The organism is Candidatus Streptomyces philanthi, assembly GCF_059553635.1.
The window spans coordinates 1-16,175 of record NZ_JCANQV010000133.1 but is presented as its reverse complement, the minus strand read 5'-3'; the positions used below and the strand labels follow the sequence as shown (position 1 = coordinate 16,175).

17 protein-coding genes are annotated in these 16,175 nt (G+C 72.9%); 6 read left to right on the top strand and 11 right to left on the bottom strand.

The features are described 5' to 3' along the window. A partial coding sequence (locus tag AC51EU_RS17105; protein ID WP_496267832.1) for a sensor histidine kinase occupies positions 1-1,382 on the bottom strand: 1,382 nt, incomplete at its 3' end. A 546-nt stretch (positions 1,383-1,928) separates the two neighbouring features. Between AC51EU_RS17105 and AC51EU_RS17100 the strand changes: the two genes are divergently transcribed. After that, the gene (locus AC51EU_RS17100) at positions 1,929-3,209 is read left to right on the top strand and encodes an acyltransferase family protein (protein WP_496267831.1); all 1,281 of its coding nucleotides are present in this window, start codon (positions 1,929-1,931) and stop codon (positions 3,207-3,209) included. 57 nt (positions 3,210-3,266) lie between these two features. Here the strand turns inward: AC51EU_RS17100 and AC51EU_RS17095 are convergent, their stop codons facing one another. Next, entirely contained in the window at positions 3,267-4,238 is a 972-nt protein-coding gene (locus tag AC51EU_RS17095; protein WP_496267830.1) for an NAD(P)H-dependent flavin oxidoreductase, read from the bottom strand. 283 nt (positions 4,239-4,521) lie between these two features. On the opposite strand from AC51EU_RS17095, the gene AC51EU_RS17090 reads away from it, so the two are divergent. After that, entirely contained in the window at positions 4,522-4,752 is a 231-nt protein-coding gene (locus AC51EU_RS17090; protein WP_496267829.1) for a hypothetical protein, read from the top strand. Positions 4,753-4,941: 189 nt separating this feature from the next. Here the strand turns inward: AC51EU_RS17090 and AC51EU_RS17085 are convergent, their stop codons facing one another. Next, complete coding sequence (locus tag AC51EU_RS17085; protein WP_496267828.1) at positions 4,942-5,196, bottom strand: hypothetical protein; 255 nt, start codon at positions 5,194-5,196, stop codon at positions 4,942-4,944. 521 nt (positions 5,197-5,717) lie between these two features. Between AC51EU_RS17085 and AC51EU_RS17080 the strand changes: the two genes are divergently transcribed. After that, positions 5,718-5,906, top strand: a complete 189-nt coding sequence (locus AC51EU_RS17080; protein WP_496267827.1) for an antitoxin — start codon at positions 5,718-5,720, stop codon at positions 5,904-5,906. Positions 5,907-6,084: 178 nt separating this feature from the next. On the opposite strand, the gene AC51EU_RS17075 is transcribed toward AC51EU_RS17080, so the two are convergent. Together AC51EU_RS17075 and AC51EU_RS17070 are read right to left on the bottom strand one after the other, a co-directional pair. After that, complete coding sequence (locus AC51EU_RS17075; protein ID WP_496267826.1) at positions 6,085-7,299, bottom strand: MBL fold metallo-hydrolase; 1,215 nt, start codon at positions 7,297-7,299, stop codon at positions 6,085-6,087. Positions 7,300-7,460: 161 nt separating this feature from the next. After that, positions 7,461-8,432: a GNAT family N-acetyltransferase gene (locus AC51EU_RS17070; RefSeq protein WP_496267825.1), complete on the bottom strand. Its 972-nt coding sequence runs from the start codon at positions 8,430-8,432 to the stop codon at positions 7,461-7,463. A gap of 127 nt (positions 8,433-8,559) precedes the next feature. On the opposite strand from AC51EU_RS17070, the gene AC51EU_RS17065 reads away from it, so the two are divergent. Further along, positions 8,560-9,507: a carbohydrate kinase family protein gene (locus AC51EU_RS17065; protein WP_496267824.1), complete on the top strand. Its 948-nt coding sequence runs from the start codon at positions 8,560-8,562 to the stop codon at positions 9,505-9,507. Here AC51EU_RS17065 and AC51EU_RS17060 read toward each other — a convergent pair. Genes AC51EU_RS17060 through AC51EU_RS17050 form a run of 3 tightly spaced genes read right to left on the bottom strand, consistent with a single transcriptional unit; the run spans position 9,480 to position 11,512 of the window. Then, on the bottom strand, positions 9,480-10,367 hold the full coding sequence (locus AC51EU_RS17060; RefSeq protein WP_496267823.1) for an SAM-dependent methyltransferase: 888 nt from the start codon (positions 10,365-10,367) through the stop codon (positions 9,480-9,482). The two genes, AC51EU_RS17065 and AC51EU_RS17060, sit on opposite strands and share 28 nt — an antisense overlap. After that, positions 10,364-10,642, bottom strand: coding sequence for a DUF397 domain-containing protein (locus tag AC51EU_RS17055; protein WP_496267822.1), 279 nt, complete (start codon positions 10,640-10,642; stop codon positions 10,364-10,366). The genes AC51EU_RS17060 and AC51EU_RS17055 overlap by 4 nt, the downstream gene beginning before the upstream one ends. A gap of 3 nt (positions 10,643-10,645) precedes the next feature. Next, positions 10,646-11,512 carry a Sco1979 family transcriptional regulator gene (locus AC51EU_RS17050; RefSeq protein ID WP_496267821.1) on the bottom strand — a complete coding sequence of 289 codons (867 nt, stop codon included), beginning with the start codon at positions 11,510-11,512 and terminating at the stop codon, positions 10,646-10,648. A gap of 138 nt (positions 11,513-11,650) precedes the next feature. Between AC51EU_RS17050 and AC51EU_RS17045 the strand changes: the two genes are divergently transcribed. Further along, positions 11,651-12,139, top strand: a complete 489-nt coding sequence (locus AC51EU_RS17045; protein WP_496267820.1) for an ATP-binding protein — start codon at positions 11,651-11,653, stop codon at positions 12,137-12,139. 86 nt (positions 12,140-12,225) lie between these two features. On the opposite strand, the gene AC51EU_RS17040 is transcribed toward AC51EU_RS17045, so the two are convergent. Further along, the gene (locus AC51EU_RS17040; protein ID WP_496267819.1) at positions 12,226-13,029 is read right to left on the bottom strand and encodes an SGNH/GDSL hydrolase family protein; all 804 of its coding nucleotides are present in this window, start codon (positions 13,027-13,029) and stop codon (positions 12,226-12,228) included. Positions 13,030-13,291: 262 nt separating this feature from the next. Here AC51EU_RS17040 and AC51EU_RS17035 point away from each other — a divergent pair, with 262 nt between their 5' ends. Continuing rightward, positions 13,292-14,101 carry a tyrosine-protein phosphatase gene (locus AC51EU_RS17035; protein ID WP_496267818.1) on the top strand — a complete coding sequence of 270 codons (810 nt, stop codon included), beginning with the start codon at positions 13,292-13,294 and terminating at the stop codon, positions 14,099-14,101. Positions 14,102-14,159: 58 nt separating this feature from the next. On the opposite strand, the gene AC51EU_RS17030 is transcribed toward AC51EU_RS17035, so the two are convergent. Together AC51EU_RS17030 and AC51EU_RS17025 are read right to left on the bottom strand one after the other, a co-directional pair. Beyond that, positions 14,160-15,542 carry an aspartate aminotransferase family protein gene (locus AC51EU_RS17030; protein WP_496267817.1) on the bottom strand — a complete coding sequence of 461 codons (1,383 nt, stop codon included), beginning with the start codon at positions 15,540-15,542 and terminating at the stop codon, positions 14,160-14,162. After that, the coding region (locus AC51EU_RS17025; protein ID WP_496267816.1) for a transketolase C-terminal domain-containing protein at positions 15,539-16,175 on the bottom strand (637 nt) is incomplete at its 5' end. The genes AC51EU_RS17030 and AC51EU_RS17025, both read right to left, overlap by 4 nt.

The window sequence follows — 16,175 nt, the reverse complement described above, 5'->3', positions numbered from 1 at the left end:
TGGGGGTCCGCCAACGGGCCGTCGTCGGCGGGAACTTCGACGGCGTGATCCGAGGGAGGCGCCCGATGGCCCGCGCGGGCGTCGGGGCCGTCGTCGTGGCCGTACGCGGCGGCCGTGGTGGTGTCGTGGCGGCCCGTCTCATGGCCGTGCGCCGGGTCGGGGGAGGTCCCGTGCGCCGGGGCGTCCGCCGGGGCGGGTTCGGTTCCGGAGGGCGTGGTGCGGCCGGCGCCGTCGTCCCTCGTGAGCGGGCCGAGGAGGGCCTGCGGCAGGATGATGACGGCCTGGACGCCGCCGTAGATGTTGCTCTGGAGGCGGACCGCGATGCCGTGCCGGCGGGCGAGGGAGGAGACCACGTACAGGCCGATCCGGCCGTCGTGCAGCATCTCGGGGACGTCGATGTGCTCGGGGTCGGCGAGGAGTTCGTTCAGGTACGCGCGCTCGTCGGCCTCCATGCCCAGTCCCCGGTCCTCGACCTCGACGGCGAGCCCCGCGGTCACCAGCTGGGTGCGCAGCAGGACATGGGTGTGCGGCGCGGAGTAGACGCAGGCGTTCTCGACGAGTTCGGCGAGGAGGTGGATGACGTCGGCGACGGCGTGGCCGCGCAGGGTGCCCTCGATCGGGGGGACGAGCTTGACCCGGGGGTAGTGCTCGACCTCGGCGATGGACGAGCGCAGTACCTCGGTCAGGGTGACCGGGCGGGTCCACTGGCGGCGGGAGATGGCGCCGCCGAGGACGGCGAGGTTCTCTGCGTGCCGGCGGATGCGGGTGGCCAGGTGGTCGACGTGGAAGAGGCCCTTGAGCAGGTCGGGGTCCTCGACGCGGTTCTCCAGGTCGTCCAGGAGCGCGATCTCGCGGTGGACGAGGGACTGGAGGCGCCGTGCGAGGTTGACGAAGACCTCGACCTTCTGCGCGTCGCCGACGGCACTGCTGCGGGCGAGCGCGACCGCGTCGACGACCACGGCCTCGGCGGCCCGCCCCGCGGCGGTGACCTCGCGGGCGACCAGGTCGAGGGGGTCGCCGCCGTGCACGGTGGCGGTGTCGGCGGGGCGGCGCTGGAGCCGTTCGCCGCGCCGTACGCGTTCCAGCAGGTCGTAGAGGTCGGAGCGGCTGCGGGCGCTGGCCTCGCGCAGCCGGGCGCGGCGGGTGGCGGCGTGCTGCGCCTCGGCGCGGGCCATGACGGCGGCGACGAGGACGACGGCGCAGACCAGGACGAGGGCGCCGGCGAGGACCGCCCAGACGCGGCCGGTCAGTTGTGCGCCGCCGGCCTGGAGCGCGAAGGCGCAGGCGGCGGCGCACAGGACGGCGGCCAGGACGGCCGGCACGGTGGCGAGCCGGGTCAGTCTGGTCCGTATCGCCGAGTCGGCGGCGGTCTCCGGGGACACGGCCCGGCCGTGCCGTCCGCCGTCGTGCTCCCGCCGCCGTACGGCGGTGGTTACAGGGGCGTCCCCCGGGGAACCCTGGGGTCCTGAGGACCTCTGAGTCTCCCGGGACGCGGGTCCCGGGGGAATTGCGGTAGGCATTGGTGCCCTCCGGATCGGCCGCTGGCAGTTCACGGAATCCGCACGCTAGTTGTTGCCCGGGTGGGGTTCGGACCCACTTCGGGGTTTCGCTACCCCTCGCCACCTCCTTGAGTGGGCGTACTGCGCACAATAGTGCGAGGGAACGCGAACTTACGTTCCAGTGAACGGAGTTACAGCGAGTCCGCGAGGCGTCGGCAACTTCCTTCACACACGATCGCTCCCGCACGGACCGCACCCACCGACAGCGCACTGAACGGGGGATTCCGCGGGGCGGCAAGGCTGACCCACCGAGATCCGCACGCACCCGGAGGCCCGGCACCCCCACTATGCGCCGCATGTATACACATCACTTATAGTCAACGGGTCGCTTCCTCGACGCTCCCCCACCCTTGTGCCTGGAGGATCCGTATGTTCCCGAGCAGTCCGACGCTTTCCGGGCGCCTTCGCCGAGCGGTACGGCGGAGCCCCCGGCCCGGTGGGGCGCCCGCGCACCGGACGGCCGGAGGTCCGCGGCTGGCCGCCGTCGACGGACTGCGCCTGGTGGCCGCCCTCGCCGTCGCCGCCTACCACTACGTGGGGACGACGACGCCGCACTTCTGGGGTGCCCACGACCCGAGGCAGTTCGCCCCGGCGCTGCACGAGATCAGCCGCTACGGCTGGCTGGGCGTGGAATTCTTCTTCCTGATCAGCGGGTTCGTGATCTGCATGAGCTGCTGGGGGCGCACCCCCGCGCAGTTCGTCGTCTCCCGCGTCTCCCGGCTGTTCCCGTCGTACTGGTGCGCCGTCCTGATGGTCGTGTGCCTGGTGCTGACCGCGCGGGTCCTCCATCTCCAGGCGGCCACGCCGATCGACCTCCGGACGGTGCTGGGGAATCTGACGATGTTCCCGGGGCCTTTGGGAATCCCCCTGATCGAGGGTGTCGCCTGGACGCTGTGGGTGGAGGCCCGCTTCTATCTGCTGATCGCGGTCATGCTGTGCATCGGGCTCACCTACCGCCGGATGCTCGCCTTCTGCGGGGTCTGGCTCACCCTCGCCGTCGTCGCCCGCGAGCTGCGCTCGGAGATGCTGGACGAGTTCTTCCTCAGCCAGTACGCGGGACTCTTCGTCACGGGGATCGCGCTCTATCTGATCCACCGGTTCGGGCAGAACCTGGTGCTGTGGCTGCTGGCCGGATTCGCCTGGTGCTACGAACTCACCGTTCTCCACGACCGGGTGGCGTCGCACACCGTGAAGCCCTCCCAGGGGGGCGCGCTCTCCTGGGCCGTCTGCGCCGCACTGCTGACCGCGTTCCTCGTCCTTCTCGTACTCTCCGCCTGCGGCCCGCTCGCCCGGCTCCGGTGGCGGTGGCTGGTGACCGCCGGCGCGCTCACCTACCCCTTCTACCTGGTGCACCAGAGCATCGGGATACCCGTGGCCAAGGGGCTGCTCCAGAAGGTGCCCGCACTCGGGGTACTGCCGTCGATCGCGCTGGGCCTCGTCTTCTCCCTGCTGCTCTCGGCCGCCGTCCACCGTCTGGTCGACGGCCCCGTGGGGCGCCTGATGCGACGCCACCTCACCCACGGGATGAACCCTCGTACCCGGACGGAGGACGAACGGAACGCTCCCCGGCACGGGCCGCCCGAGCACGGGGAACGCCCCTGCGGACCGGTCACGGCACCGAGCGCGAGCGGCGTCGGCGGCACGGCGTGAGGGCGGGCTCCCCATGACCGGGATTCCGGGCATGAACTCCCGTTCAGCGGAGGTGCTTTACCCCTCTGATTGCCTCATACGGGCCAGGGCGTCGACGGCCTCTTCGGCCTCGGCCATGAGCGCGGCGACGAGTTCCGTGGCGGGCCGCAGATCCGTGATGAGGTCGACGCCCTCGCCGGCCCACACCGGGATCACGTCGAGGTCTCCCCTGGCGGCCGCCTCCCGGTAGGCCGCCTTGGCCGCCGCGTCGTCGCGGAGTTCGTCCTCGCGGCCCCGCCACCGCGCGAGGTAGCCGTTGCGCAGGGTCCGGGCGGGGTACCGCTCGGGCCAGGCCGCGCCACGGGCGACGTCGAGGACCCGGTTGCGTTCGGTCTCCTCCCCGCGCGCCCTGACCAGGGCCTCGCCCACTCCGGGCAGGACCAGGGCCTCCGCGCTCGCCTGGAAACGCGTACCGATCAGCGCGCCCGCGGCGCCGAGGGCGAGGGCCGCCGCCAGGCCCCGGCCGTCGGCGATGCCTCCGGCGGCCAGCACCGGCACGGAACCGGCGAGGTCGACGACCGCCGGGACCAGCGGAAGCGTCGCCCTCCGGCCACCGTGCCCGCCGGCCTCCGTCCCCTGGGCGACGATCACGTCCGCTCCGGCGTCGAGTGCGCGCCGCGCCTCCTCAAGGTCCGTGACCTGCACCATCAGCAGGACGCCCGCGTCACGCACCCGCGGCGCGAAGGGGGCGGGGTCCCCGAAGGAGAGCATCATCACCGTGGGGCCGTACGCCAGTGCCCGCTCGACGGTCTCGACATCGGCGGCCCAGGTCAGCAGGCCGACGCCCCAGGGGTGGGCGGTTCTCTCCTTGACGAGGGAGAGTTCACGGTCCAGCCAGCCGGGGCCCTCCCGTCCGCCACCGACCATGCCGAGCCCACCGGCACGGGAGACGGCCGCCGCCAACTCCCCGCCGGACACTCCGCCCATCGGCGCGAGCACGAGGGGGTGACGTACGGGGACAAGGTCGTGGAGAGCGGTGTGGAGTGACATCCGCTCAGCTTCCCCCGGTGCCGCGTCCGAGGAACAGGGGGCATGCGGCCAAAGGCACGCACCGGCCACGGGCGGCGGGCCGGGAGCCCGCGCCGGTCCATCCGGTTCCCGGGACGTGACGCCGTCGTCGCGGAAGGCTTGACGGGCCGGGCCGCCCGGCTGTTCCGCAACGGAAGGGGACCGTCCATGTCTGTTCCGAGCCTGCTCGCGGTGTACGCGCACCCGGACGACGAGTCACTGTCGTCGGGCGTGGACCGCGCACCTGTCCCGCGCGGGCGCGCCGATGCTCAGCGTCCCGGACGAGTGGATCAGTGCGACCGTCGATGTCGGGCCCTGGCTGGAGCAGAAGTGGGCGGCCGTCCTGGCGCACGACAGCGAACGGGAGCGGGGCGCCGCTCCGGGCTTCCTCGCCGCCCTCCCGGCGACCGTCCGTGAACGCATGCTGTCCACCGAGTTCTCCATCCGCCACGATCTTCGTCCGTCGATGACCGGTCTCGGCGAACTGCTGGCCTGACCCCCGTCAGCCTCGAATGCGCCCGGGACACCGCAGGAGGTGGTTCGGCGGACGTGTGCGCCGTTCGGCGGTCGAGGCCCCGCGGCAGGGCGGGCCCGGACCGTGTCCGGCGGGCCGGACCCGCCCTTCGGGCGCGCCCCGGGCAGTGCGGGGCAGGTCCCCTGGCACGACCTGCCCCACGGTCTTGGGTCAGCCCGTACGCGTGCCGCGGTATGCCACCGGGCCTTCGCCGGGGAACTGGGCGGTTCCCTGGAAGTTGCTGCCGCCGTCGAAGAACGTCACCGAGCCCTTCCCCGCGTCACCGCTCCAGGTGACCGTCGTCCCCGTCGCGGGAGCGCCGCTCTGGGGGACGACCTCGTTGCGGTTCACGATGCTGAGCTTGAGCGGCGCGTCCGGCTGCCAACCGCCGCCGCCCGTCTGGATCTCCGTGCTGTACGTCGCCATGAGCCCCTCCTTGATCCGTGGACGATCGGGTGCCTGTCACGCACCCTCACCATGACGTTCACCGCCCCTCAACTCATATAGTCCTACGATGTGTTGATTGCCACGGCAAACCACACTCGCGAGGGATTCGCACCGCACCCCGAAGGGGTAGGTTGACGAACGCCTCAACTCCGAGCACCCACCCAATTCCGAACGCAAATGTCCACCGCCCCGGGGAGAGCGCTCCTGCCGCAGAAGCATGACCCGGACAACACACCCCGGCAGCCCGCCACGACCTCACCCGCCCGGCCCCTTCCCCGTCTCCGCTCGACCCGGCCCCGCATGAACCGGCGCACAGGATCCGGCAGCGCCGGCGACGCCTCCGGCACCGGCTCCGGCCCAGGGGCGTCCAGTACGACGTTTCCCCTGTTCGCCGCCCTTCGTGGGATCATGTTTCCGCGTCCGGCCTGCGGCATATGTCTGTCGTGCCGCTGTCCGTGCCGGGCCCGACACCGTATCCGTACCGAAGGGGAGATGCACCGATGTTCGACGAGCTGAAGAACCTGAAGGAGAAGGCCGCCGAGGTCGCCGGGTCGCACGGGGAGGCCATCAGCGGGGGGCTGGAGAAGGTCGGCGAGCTGATCGACGACAAGACCGAGGGCAAGTACAGCGACAAGATCGACACCGGTGTCGAGAAGGCCCAGGAGTTCATCAAGCGGCTCGGCGAGTAACTCCTCCCCCACCACGGCGCCGGCGACGACGCGCTCGCCGGCCTCGCGGTTCTCCCGGCCGGACGGCGACCGCCGGCTTCCGGGAGAACCCCCGGGGCCCGTAGCACTCACTACCTGCTGCCGGTCATGGCCCCCGCTCACAGCACCGCGGTGCTCCCTCCTCCCCGCCCTTCCGGACTCACCACTCGGCGGCCAGGGCGGGAACGGCCGACGCGACCGGCGGCCAGGAGGCCCAGCCCCGTACGGGCGGTACCGCCACCGCTCGCCACCAGGGGCGGGGTGCGGGCGGGTCGGCCGGTTCGAAGGACTCGCCGGGTATCGGAGTGGCGAGGGTGGCGCCGGTCTCGTGGGCGGCGTAGAGGCTGCGTTCCCCCGGTTCCGCCCAGGGGTGCAGGGCCAGGTTGAAGGTGCCCCAGTGGATGGGCAGGACGACGCCGGTGGACGGGTCGTCCCGTTGCAGGCCGCGGTGGGCGCGCAGCCCCTGTTCCGGGGTCATGTGGACGTCCGGCCAGGCCCCCGGGTGCGGTGCGCCGCCCGTGTGGAGGACGGGCCGGAACTCGCTGTAGGCCCCTATCTGGATCATCGTCGCGTCGAACGGGCCGTAGCGGAGGCCGATGTCGGCGAAGCCGGGGAAGTAACCGGTGTCGCCGCTGTGGAAGACACGGTGCGCGGGGCCCGCGACGACCCAGGAGGCCCACAGGGTGTGCTGCGGGCCGCGCAGTCCGCGGCCGCAGAAGTGCTGGGCCGGTGTGGCGGTGAGGGTGAGGTCGCCGACGCGGGTGGACTCGTGCCAGTCCAGTTCGGTGATCCGGTCGGCGGCGACGCCCCAGAACTCCAGGTCGGCGCCGATGCCGAGGGGGACGACGAAGGCGGCGCCGGTGCGCGCGAGCCCCCGGACCGTGGACATGTCGAGATGGTCGTAGTGGTCGTGGGAGATCACCACGACGTCGACCGGGCCCAGTTCGGCCGGCGAGACCGGTACCGGGTGCATCCGCTTGGGTCCCGCCCAGGTGAACGGGGAGCAGCGTTCGCCCCAGACCGGGTCGAACAGCACCCGGAGGCCGTCGATCTCCGCGAGCACGCTGGAGTGGCCGAGCCAGGTGATCCGCAGTCCGGAGACGGGCGGGCGGCGCCAGTCGGCGGTCGGGCGGTGCAGCGGTATCGGGGCGACCGGCGCCCTGCGCAGTCGTGCCGCCCGGTGGAGATGCGCCCGCACCATCGGCAGGGCGCTGCCCCGGAAGTCCTCCCGTATCGGCACCGGATTGCGGAACTCGCCGTCGACGAACTGCGGTGATCTCCGCATCCTGGCGAGGCGCTCGCCCGCGGGCGCGGCGCCGAGGCTCGCGGGGCGCAGCGCGGCGAGCGGTGTGCGGCGGGGGCGGTATCCGGTCACGGCACCTCCTGTGGTCGGGGCAGTCGCGTAGGGAACGCACCGCGCGTGCGCCAGGTTCCGGAAGCGTGCGGCTTCCCTGCCGCCCGGTGGCGCCTCCTGCGTCTTCCGTTCCCGGCGGCCCGCCCCGGGCACGTTCCGGTCGGGGCGGACGGGCCGCGGGCTCAGCGTTCGGTGGTGAACTCCCAGACGGTGTGGTCCTCGACGGGCCGGTACCCCAGCCGCTGGTACAGGGCGTTGCTGGTGGGGTTGCCGAGGTCGGTGAAGAGGAGCAGCCGGGTCACTCCGGCGGCGAGGGCGCGCGCGGACAGGGCCGCGGTGACCGCACCGGCGTAACCGCGGCCGCGCAGGCCGGGCGGGGTGTAGACGGGGGCGATCCGGGCCGTCGCGGCGGGTGCCGGGGTGATGCCGGCCATCGCGACCGGCCGTCCGCCGGTCTCCCACAGCAGGAGACGACCGTGCGCGATCCGGTCGTCGACGTGCCGGGGGTCGCGGGGCGGTGCGGTGCCGGTGTCGTGGGCGAAGGCCGAGAACCAGGAGTGCAGGAGGCGCCGGTCGGCGGGGGTCGCGGCCCGTGCGCCACCCGGTGGCGCGGGGGTCGGCGGGGTCAGGTCGGCGAGCCGGTGGAGCCGGTGGTGTCCGGTGGCCCTCGTGCGGCCGCCGTGGTGGCGGCGCCATGCGGCGGTGAAGGCGGCGGCGGTCGCCCGGCGGGCGTTGACCCCGGGTACCGGGTGCCGCTCCCGGGCGAGGAGGGCGGCGAGCGCGTCCGCGGCGGCCCCCGGCATCGGGGAGAGCAGTACGGGCCGCGGCGGGGTCCAGACGAAGGCCCCGGTCACCGCCGCTCCGGGGTGCTCACGGCACCAGCCGAACAGCGGCGCACCGTCCCCGTAGGCGGCCGTGCCGGTCGTCCGCAGGGTGGCGGTCACCGTCGCCAGCAAGGTGTGTTCGACGGGCCGGTCCGCCAGGAAGCCGCCCGTGGCGGCGTCGAAAGCGTCGAGGTCGCCGGTCGTGGTCCAGTCCATGGTGCAGCCTGCCGCGCGGCGGGGCGGCGGCGCAGCGGGTTTTCCGGGCGGGCCGTCCCCGGGTACGGCGTCGAGTTGCCCGGTCGGCACGGCGAAACGTGCTTTCTCGGACATCCTCCGTCTCCCGCGGGTCACGCCCGTCACTGACGCCCCGTCGGTGCGATGACCTGCGTCTAGACTCCCGGCTGCGGACGTACCCCTTCCGCACACCGTCTCACCGGCAAAGGACGCAAGGACACCTGTGACACTTCAGCGGGAAACCCCGTCGTACGACGTGCTCGTCGTCGGCGGGTCGGGTGTGGACACCGTGGTGCGGGTCGGGGCGCTGCCCGTGCCCGCCGCCGACTCCTTCGCGGTCCCCCCGGTCCGCGAGTACGCCGGTCACACCGGGCTCGGCGTGGCGCTGGGCTGCGCCGCCCTCGGGCTCGCCACCGGCTTCGTGGACTTCGTCGGGGACGACCACCCGGGCACCCTCGTCCGCGAGCGGCTGGCCGGCAGCGGCGTGGACTTCCGGCCTCTGGTCTCCCCGCACGGCACCCGGCGCGCGGTCAATCTCGTCGCGCCGGACGGCCGCCGGACGTCCTTCCACGACGCCCGGGACCCGTTGGACCTGCGGATGCCCGCGGAGCACTATCTCCCGGCCCTGCGCCGTGCGCGGCACGTCCATCTGACGATCACGCACTTCGCGCGTTTCCTGTACGACGACATCGCGGCGCTGGGCCTGCCGGTCTCCACGGACCTGCACGACTGGGACGGGCTGGACGAGCACCACCGAGACTTCGCGCTCCGCTCCGACCTGGTGTTCCTGAGCACGGCCGGGGCGGGTGAGCGCATAGGGGCGGTGATGCGGGAGATCCTGCGCGAGGGCCGCGCCCATGCGGTGGTGGCCACGGCGGGTGCCGGCGGCGCCTATCTCCTCACCCCCGACGACCGTACGCCGCGGCATGTCCCGGCGGCCGCGCCACCGGGCCCCGTCGTCGACACCAACGGCGCCGGGGACGCGTTCACCTCCGGTTTCCTCCAGGGACTGCTGGCCGGTCAGGGGCTGGAGGAGTGTGCGCGGCGGGGCACCGTCGCGGGGGCGTACGCCTGTACCGCGCGGGGCACCCACACCGCGCTGATCGGGCGGGACGCGCTGGACGCGTCCTTGGAGCCCGCGGGTCAGTCCTTGCGGCCCACCGCCCCGTAGAAGATGGTGTTGTTGAGTTCCTCCGGGTCGGGCACCTCGCCGTCGGGCCGCCACAGCGGTACCCGGACGACGCCCGGTTCCAGCGGGGTGAACGGCCCGAGGAGCGGGCCGATCTCCGCCTTGTTCCGGAGGTTGAGGGTGGCGGTGGCGTTCTTGTAGACGTTGACGACGTCGTCGCGGGCCGCCACGTCGGTGCGGCCCTGCGGGTACCCCTCGTAGGGCTCGCCGGTGGCGTGCGAGAGGACGAGGTGGCTGCCGGCGGGCAGGGCGTCGCCGAGGGCCGCGATGATGCCGGCGGGGTCCTCGTCGTCCCGGACGAAGTGCAGGACGGCGATGAGCAGGACGGCCACCGGGCGGTCGAAGTCGATGAGGTCGCGGACGACCGGGTGGTCGAGGATCGCCTTGGGGTCGCGGACGTCGCCGAGGACGAAGCCGGTGTCGGCGGTGGCGGTGAGCAGCGCCCCGGCGTGGGTGGCGACGATCGGGTCGTTGTCGACGTAGACGACGCGGGTGTCCGGGGCCGCGGCGCGGGCCACCTCGTGGGTGTTGGGCGAGGTGGGGATGCCGGTGCCGATGTCGATGATCTGGCGGACGCCGCTGTCGGCAAGGGCGCGCACGGCGCGGGCCAGGAAGGCGCGGTTGGCGCGGGCGCTGAGCCGGACCTGGGGGTGGGCCCCGATGACGCGGTCGGCGGCGGTCCGGTCGACCTCGTAGTTGTCGCGGCCGCCGAGGTAGTAGTCGTACATCCGGGCCGGGTGCGGGCGGCTGGTGTCGATCTGTTCGGCGGTGAAGCCGGCGCGGGCGATGCCCTCGGGTATCCGGGGGGTGAGCGGGCCCTCGGGGATGTGCTGGTCGGTCATGCCGTCCTCCGTCCGGTGTGGCAGGCCGGTGCCGCGGTGAGCAGGAAGTCGGCGGCGCCGGCCTTGGCGCCCTCGATGAAGCTGACGATCTCGCGGTGGGTGTAGATCAGCGCGGGTCCGTCGGGGTCGGTGGACTGGCGCAGCGCCACCCGTCCGTCCGTCAGCCGCATGGCCTCGACGCATTCGCCGCCGTTGCCGCCGCTCCACGGCTTGTGCCAGCCCTCGCTGCCCAGTTCCCTGGCGGGCATGCCGTTGTAGATGCGTATGCGATCCATGGTTCAGATCTCCTTGCGAAAGCCGTCCAGAACGGCCTCGGTGGTGTGTGCCGGCGCGGCCTGCGCACACATCCGGTCCAGGGCCTCCAGGAACTGCGAGACATCGTTGCGCTGGTCGAAGTACACGGCTCCGACGAGGCTCTCCGCGTACGCGATGTCCGGGAGTTCCGGAATCGGGAAGCGGAAGATGTGGAACGGCCCGTACATCGCGGGGTGCGGTCCCGCGGCGAACGGCATGATCTGGAGCCGGACGTTGGGCAGTGCGGTGGCCTCGGCCAGCCGGTCGATCTGCCGGCGCATCACCTCGGGGCCGCCGATGGGGCGGCGCAGCACGGTCTCGTCCATGACCACCCACAGCGTCGGCGCGTTCTCGCGGGTGAGCAGCGCCTGGCGTTCCCTCCGCAGGGCGACGGCGCGGTCGATGTCCGCGGCGGGCGCGTGGGGCATGCCGGCGCGCAGCACGGCGCGGGCGTAGTCCTCGGTCTGGAGCAGTCCGGGGACGTAGTGCGGCTGGTAGCCGCGGATGAGCTGGGCCTCCGACTCCAGGCTGACGTAGGCGCTGAACCAGTCGGGGAGCACATCGCGGAAGCGGTGCCACCAGCCGGGGCGGTTGGCCTCGCGGGCCAGGGAGAGGAAGCTCTCGGTCTCGCCGCGGTCGGCGACGCCATAGGTGGCCAGCAGCTTCTCGACGTACGGGATCTTCAGGCCGACCTCGGCCTTTTCCATGCGGCGTATCGTCGCGTGGGTGACGTCGAGGGCCGCGGCGGCCTGTTCGTAGCTGAGTCCGGCTTTCTCGCGCAGGTCCTGGAGTCGCTTTCCGAGCACCACCCGCAGGACGGTCGGCGCCCCGCCCGACCGTGCATCCGCCACGTCTGATCCCTCCCCAACCGGCTCTGGTGGTCAGCAGTGTGTCATGACGTCAGCGAGCGGCAACAGACTGCACATACGATTCTGTAATTTGCAGACTGATCCTTGCCATCAGTGACCGACATCGCACATAGTTGCGGTGTGGCTTCCTCCAACAACGCTCCTTCGTTAGGGCGCTGTGGCGGCGTTGTCGCCCCGGTCCCGCAGGACGCGTTCCACCTGCCGGCGCACCGCGCCTCCGTTTCCGAGGCGCGCGGGCGCGTCACCGCGCTGCTGCGCGCGTGGGGCGCGGACGAACAGGTCCGCGACGACGTGGAGCTGGTGGTGTCCGAGCTGTTCACCAACGCGCTCCGGCACACCGACAGCGAGAAGGTCGGCTGCGCCCTGACGCTGCTCGGGGGGTACATCCGGATAGCGGTCACGGACCAGGGCGGCCGGAATCCCTCGGCGCCGCACGTCCAGCCCGGCAGTGTGGACAAGGAGTGCGGACGGGGCCTGTTCCTCGTCGGCGCGCTGTCCGAGAACTGGGGGTGCCATCCGGACGACACCGGCCTCGGCCAGGTGGTGTGGGCCGATCTGCCGTATGCCCGGAGGACCGGGGCGTGCCCCTACGGGAACCGGACGGCCTGACCGGCGGGTACGCGCGCGCTCGGGTCGCGGGTACGCGCGGGCCCCGGTCCCCGCGGGTGCGGAGCCGGGGCCGTGGGTGGCGCGGGTTACAGCGGGAGCAGGTCGGGGCGCTTGGGCTCGACGTGGTCGCCGGAGGACTCGCCGCGCAGTCGCCGGCCGATCCAGGGGACGAGGTGTTCCCGGGCCCAGTGGATGGTGTCGCGCCGGGCCTCGGCGGCCGACCGCTCGGCCTCCGGGGGCCAGGGCTGGTCGGGGTCGGTCGGTACGTCCAGCCCGAGGACCTGCGCGGCGCGCAGCGCGACGCGGGTGTGCCCGTCGGCGGAGAGGTGCAGCCGGTCCTCGCTCCAGGCGCGCCGGTCCTGCACGGACCGCAGGGACCACAGGTCGAGGACCCGGCACTCGTGCCGGTCGGCGATGGCCCGCACATGCGCGGTGTATGTCGCGATCTTGCCACGCAGATGCTTGAGGACGGGGATGTCGCGGGTGTCGAAGCCGGTGCACAGCACCACCGTGCCCACCGAGGAGCGCAGGGCCGCGACCGCCGCCTCGTAGCGTTCGGCGACATCGTCGGGGTCCGAGCCCGGACGGAGGATGTCGTTGCCGCCGGCGCAGAAGGTCACCAGGTCGGGGGCCAGGTCCCTGGCCCGGGGCACCTGCTCCTCGATGATCTGGTCCAGGAGGCGGCCGCGCACGGCGAGGTTGGCGTAGCGGAACTCCCCGGCGGGGCACTGGTCCGAGAGGAGGACCGCGAGCCGGTCGGCCCAACCGATGTACGCCCCGTCACGGCCGGGATCGCCGACCCCCTCGGTGAAGCTGTCCCCGACGGCTGCGTACGACCCGATGACGCCGTTCCCGGCGCCGCTGCTGATGTTCTTCGAATCGTCTGCCACGTCAGGACATCCTTCCCTCCCGGAAGTGACCTACGCCACCGTAACCAGGGGTTGACGAGCGGTGATTAACACCACTTGGTCAAATTCTTGCCAAGTTGGAATACGATCGCTTGCCTTTATGACTGTCTTCGTTCGATCGGTGCCCCTTGGCGAACGCGGTCCGGCACCTCACCCTGATCCTGCCGAACCCCGGTGCCGTATCGTCGAAGACGGCCCCGCCCCGCCGGCGAACCGTGCCGGCCGCCGACCCCGAGGAGCGCCCGTGACGCAGACGCCGCAGGTTCCACAGGCCGCCGAGCCGCAGCTCGCGCGGGTGCGCAACTTCCGGGACGTGGGCGGACTGCCGACCGTGGACGGACGGCGGGTGCGGCAGGGGCGGCTGTTCCGCAGCGGCCACCTCGCCCACGCCACGGAGGCGGACGCGGCCTTCCTCGGCGGCCTCGGACTGCACACGATCTTCGACTTCCGCAACGCGGCGGACATCCGGCTCGAAGGCCCGGACGTCACCCTCCCCGGCGTCCGCAATGTGAACATCCCGCTGACCGACCCGGCCGACGGCGCGGAGTTCTGGGTGATGGTCCGCGACGGCGCGCTCGACCAGCTGCGGGCGGCGCTCGGCGACGGCCGGGGCGCGGCCCGTATGACCTCCACCTACCGGCACATCGTCACCACCCGTACCGAGGACCACAGCCGGGTGCTGCACGCCCTGGCCGAGGAGAGCGTGCCCGCGCTGATGCACTGCGCGGCCGGCAAGGACCGCGCCGGGCTGTCCGTCGCCGTGACCCTGCTGGCCGTCGGCGTGGAACGGGACGCCATCGAGGCCGACTACCTCAAGTCCGACGACCCGAACCGGCGCTACCGCATCCAGCGCTCGGACAGCGCGGCCGACGGCATGTCCCCCGAGGTCATGGAGCTGCTGTCACCGCTGTTCGGGGCGCGCGCCGAGTACCTGGCGGCCGCCTTCGGCGCGATCGAGGAGACCTGGGGCTCCACCGAGACCTATCTGGCCGAGGGCCTGCGCCTCACCCCCGCCGTCCGCGAGCGGCTGCGGGAGCGGCTGCTGACCGACTGACGCCCGGCACCGGACAGCGGCGGGGGGGCCACCGCTCCCCCGCCGCCGTCCGCGCCCGTCAGCGGTTCGCCACCGCCTGCTTGACCAGCGTCCGCCCGAAGTCCCACAGCAGTCCGCCGCCGTTGTGCGCGTCGTCCATCACGGCCGTGAACGCCTCGACGAACCGGTCCACCTCGCGTTCCCCGATGATCAGCGGCGGGATCAGCTTGATGACCTCCAGATGGTCACCGGAGACCTGGGTGAGGATGCGGTGCCGCTGGAGCAGCGGCACCACCACCATCTGCGCGAACAGGCCCTTGCGCGCGGCCTGGAGCATCGTCCAGCGGCCGCGCAGCGTCAGCGAGCGGGGGCGGCCGAACTCGATGCCGATCATCAGGCCGCGGCCGCGGACGTCGTGCAGCAGCTCGTACTTCTCGGTGAGCGCGGCGAGACGGCCGCGCAGCAGGTCCCCGGTGCGCCGCGCGTTGTCGGTGATCCGCTCGTCCTCCATCACCGCGAGGACCGCCAGGCCCGCCGCCATCGCCTGGGCATTGGAGCCGAAGCTCGCGGAGTGCACCAGCACCCGGTCCATCGACGAGTAGACCTTCTTGAAGATCCAGTCCTTGCCGAGGGTCGCGCCGACCGGCACAAAGCCACCGGACAGCGCCTTGGCGACACAGACCAGATCCGGCTCGACGCCCGCCTCGTGCTGGTAGGCGAAGAAGTCGCCGGTGCGGCCGAGGCCGGTCTGGACCTCGTCGGCGATCAGCAGGGCCTTGTGGCGGTGCAGCAGCTCCTGGGCGGCGCGCAGGAACCCGGGCGGAGCGGGGTGGACGCCCTTGCCCTGGATCGGCTCGACGACGAACGCCGCGACATCGCCGCGGGCCAGCTCCCGTTCCAGCGCCGCCAGATCGCCCAGCGCGATCGCGGTGTCCGGGAGCAGCGGCGCGAACCCGTCGCGGAAGCCGTCCTCGCCGTTGACCGAGAGCGATCCCGTGGTCAGGCCGTGGAAGGCGTGGGAGCAGTACAGGACGCGGGGCCTGCCGGTCGCGTAGCGGGCGAACTTCAGGGCCGTCTCCACGGCCTCGGTGCCGCTGTTGCCGAAGAACACCCGGTCCAGGTGGGGTGCGTGGGCCAGCAGTTTCTCGGCGAGCAGGCCGGGCAGCGGGGCGCAGTCGAAACGGGTGAGGTCGGGCAGACCGGCGTCCAGTACGTCGTGCAGCGCCTGCCGGACGACGGGATGGTTCCGGCCCAGGCCCATCACCCCGAAGCCGGCGAGCATGTCGAGGTAGTCGCGGCCCTCCGCGTCCCAGAAGTAGGCGCCCTCGGCCCATTCGTAGACCTTGTCGAAGCCGATGGTGTGCAGCATCCGCGGGAGCTGGTGGTTGAGGTACCGGGCGTGCAGCTCGTAGCGTTCGCCGCCGCGGGCGGCCAGCAGCCCCGCGAGGTCGAATCCGGTCACCGGGTGGTCTCCTTCCGCGTCAGCGCGGCGCCGAGCCGGCCGGCGATCTCGGCCGGGGTGAGCCGGAGATCGGCCAGCAGCTCACCGCGGGTGGCGTGCGGCGGGAACTCCTCGGGGACGCCGAAGGTCCGCAGCGGCACATACGTCTCCGCGTCGCGCAGTGCCTGGCCGACCGCCGCGCCGACGCCGCCCGCGCGGACGCCGTCCTCGACGACGGCGGTCATCCGGTGCCCGGCGGCGAGACGGACGACGGCGTCGTCGACGGGCCGCACCCAGCGCGGGTCGACGACCGTGACGCCGATGCCGCGGGCCTCCAGCAGCTCGGCGGCCCGCAGGCAGACCGGCGCCATCACGCCCACCGAGACCAGCAGCACATCGGGGCGGCCGGTGCGGCGCAGGACGTCGGTACCGCCGACCCGGTCCACCGCGGGGACGGGCGCGCCGGCGGACTCCTTGGGGTAGCGCAGCACGGTCGGCGCGTCGTCCACGTCGACGGCCTCGCGCAGCTGGGCGCGGAGCTGGTCGGCGTCGCGCGGCGCGGCGATCCGCAGGCCGGGGACGAGGCCCAGCACCGACAGGTCCCACACGCCGTTGTGGGAGGGGCCGTCGGTGCCGGTGATGCCGGCCCGGTCG

What these genes read in the sequence shown, in the direction of transcription:
- AC51EU_RS17100 (WP_496267831.1), top strand. Translation starts at nt 1,929, where the DNA reads ATGTTCCCGAGCAGTCCGACGCTTTCCGGGCGCCTTCGCCGAGCGGTA.
- AC51EU_RS17095 (WP_496267830.1), bottom strand. Translation starts at nt 4,238, where the DNA reads ATGTCACTCCACACCGCTCTCCACGACCTTGTCCCCGTACGTCACCCC.
- AC51EU_RS17090 (WP_496267829.1), top strand. Translation starts at nt 4,522, where the DNA reads ATGCTCAGCGTCCCGGACGAGTGGATCAGTGCGACCGTCGATGTCGGG.
- AC51EU_RS17085 (WP_496267828.1), bottom strand. Translation starts at nt 5,196, where the DNA reads ATGGCGACGTACAGCACGGAGATCCAGACGGGCGGCGGCGGTTGGCAG.
- AC51EU_RS17080 (WP_496267827.1), top strand. Translation starts at nt 5,718, where the DNA reads ATGTTCGACGAGCTGAAGAACCTGAAGGAGAAGGCCGCCGAGGTCGCC.
- AC51EU_RS17070 (WP_496267825.1), bottom strand. Translation starts at nt 8,432, where the DNA reads ATGTCCGAGAAAGCACGTTTCGCCGTGCCGACCGGGCAACTCGACGCC.
- AC51EU_RS17060 (WP_496267823.1), bottom strand. Translation starts at nt 10,367, where the DNA reads ATGACCGACCAGCACATCCCCGAGGGCCCGCTCACCCCCCGGATACCC.
- AC51EU_RS17055 (WP_496267822.1), bottom strand. Translation starts at nt 10,642, where the DNA reads ATGGATCGCATACGCATCTACAACGGCATGCCCGCCAGGGAACTGGGC.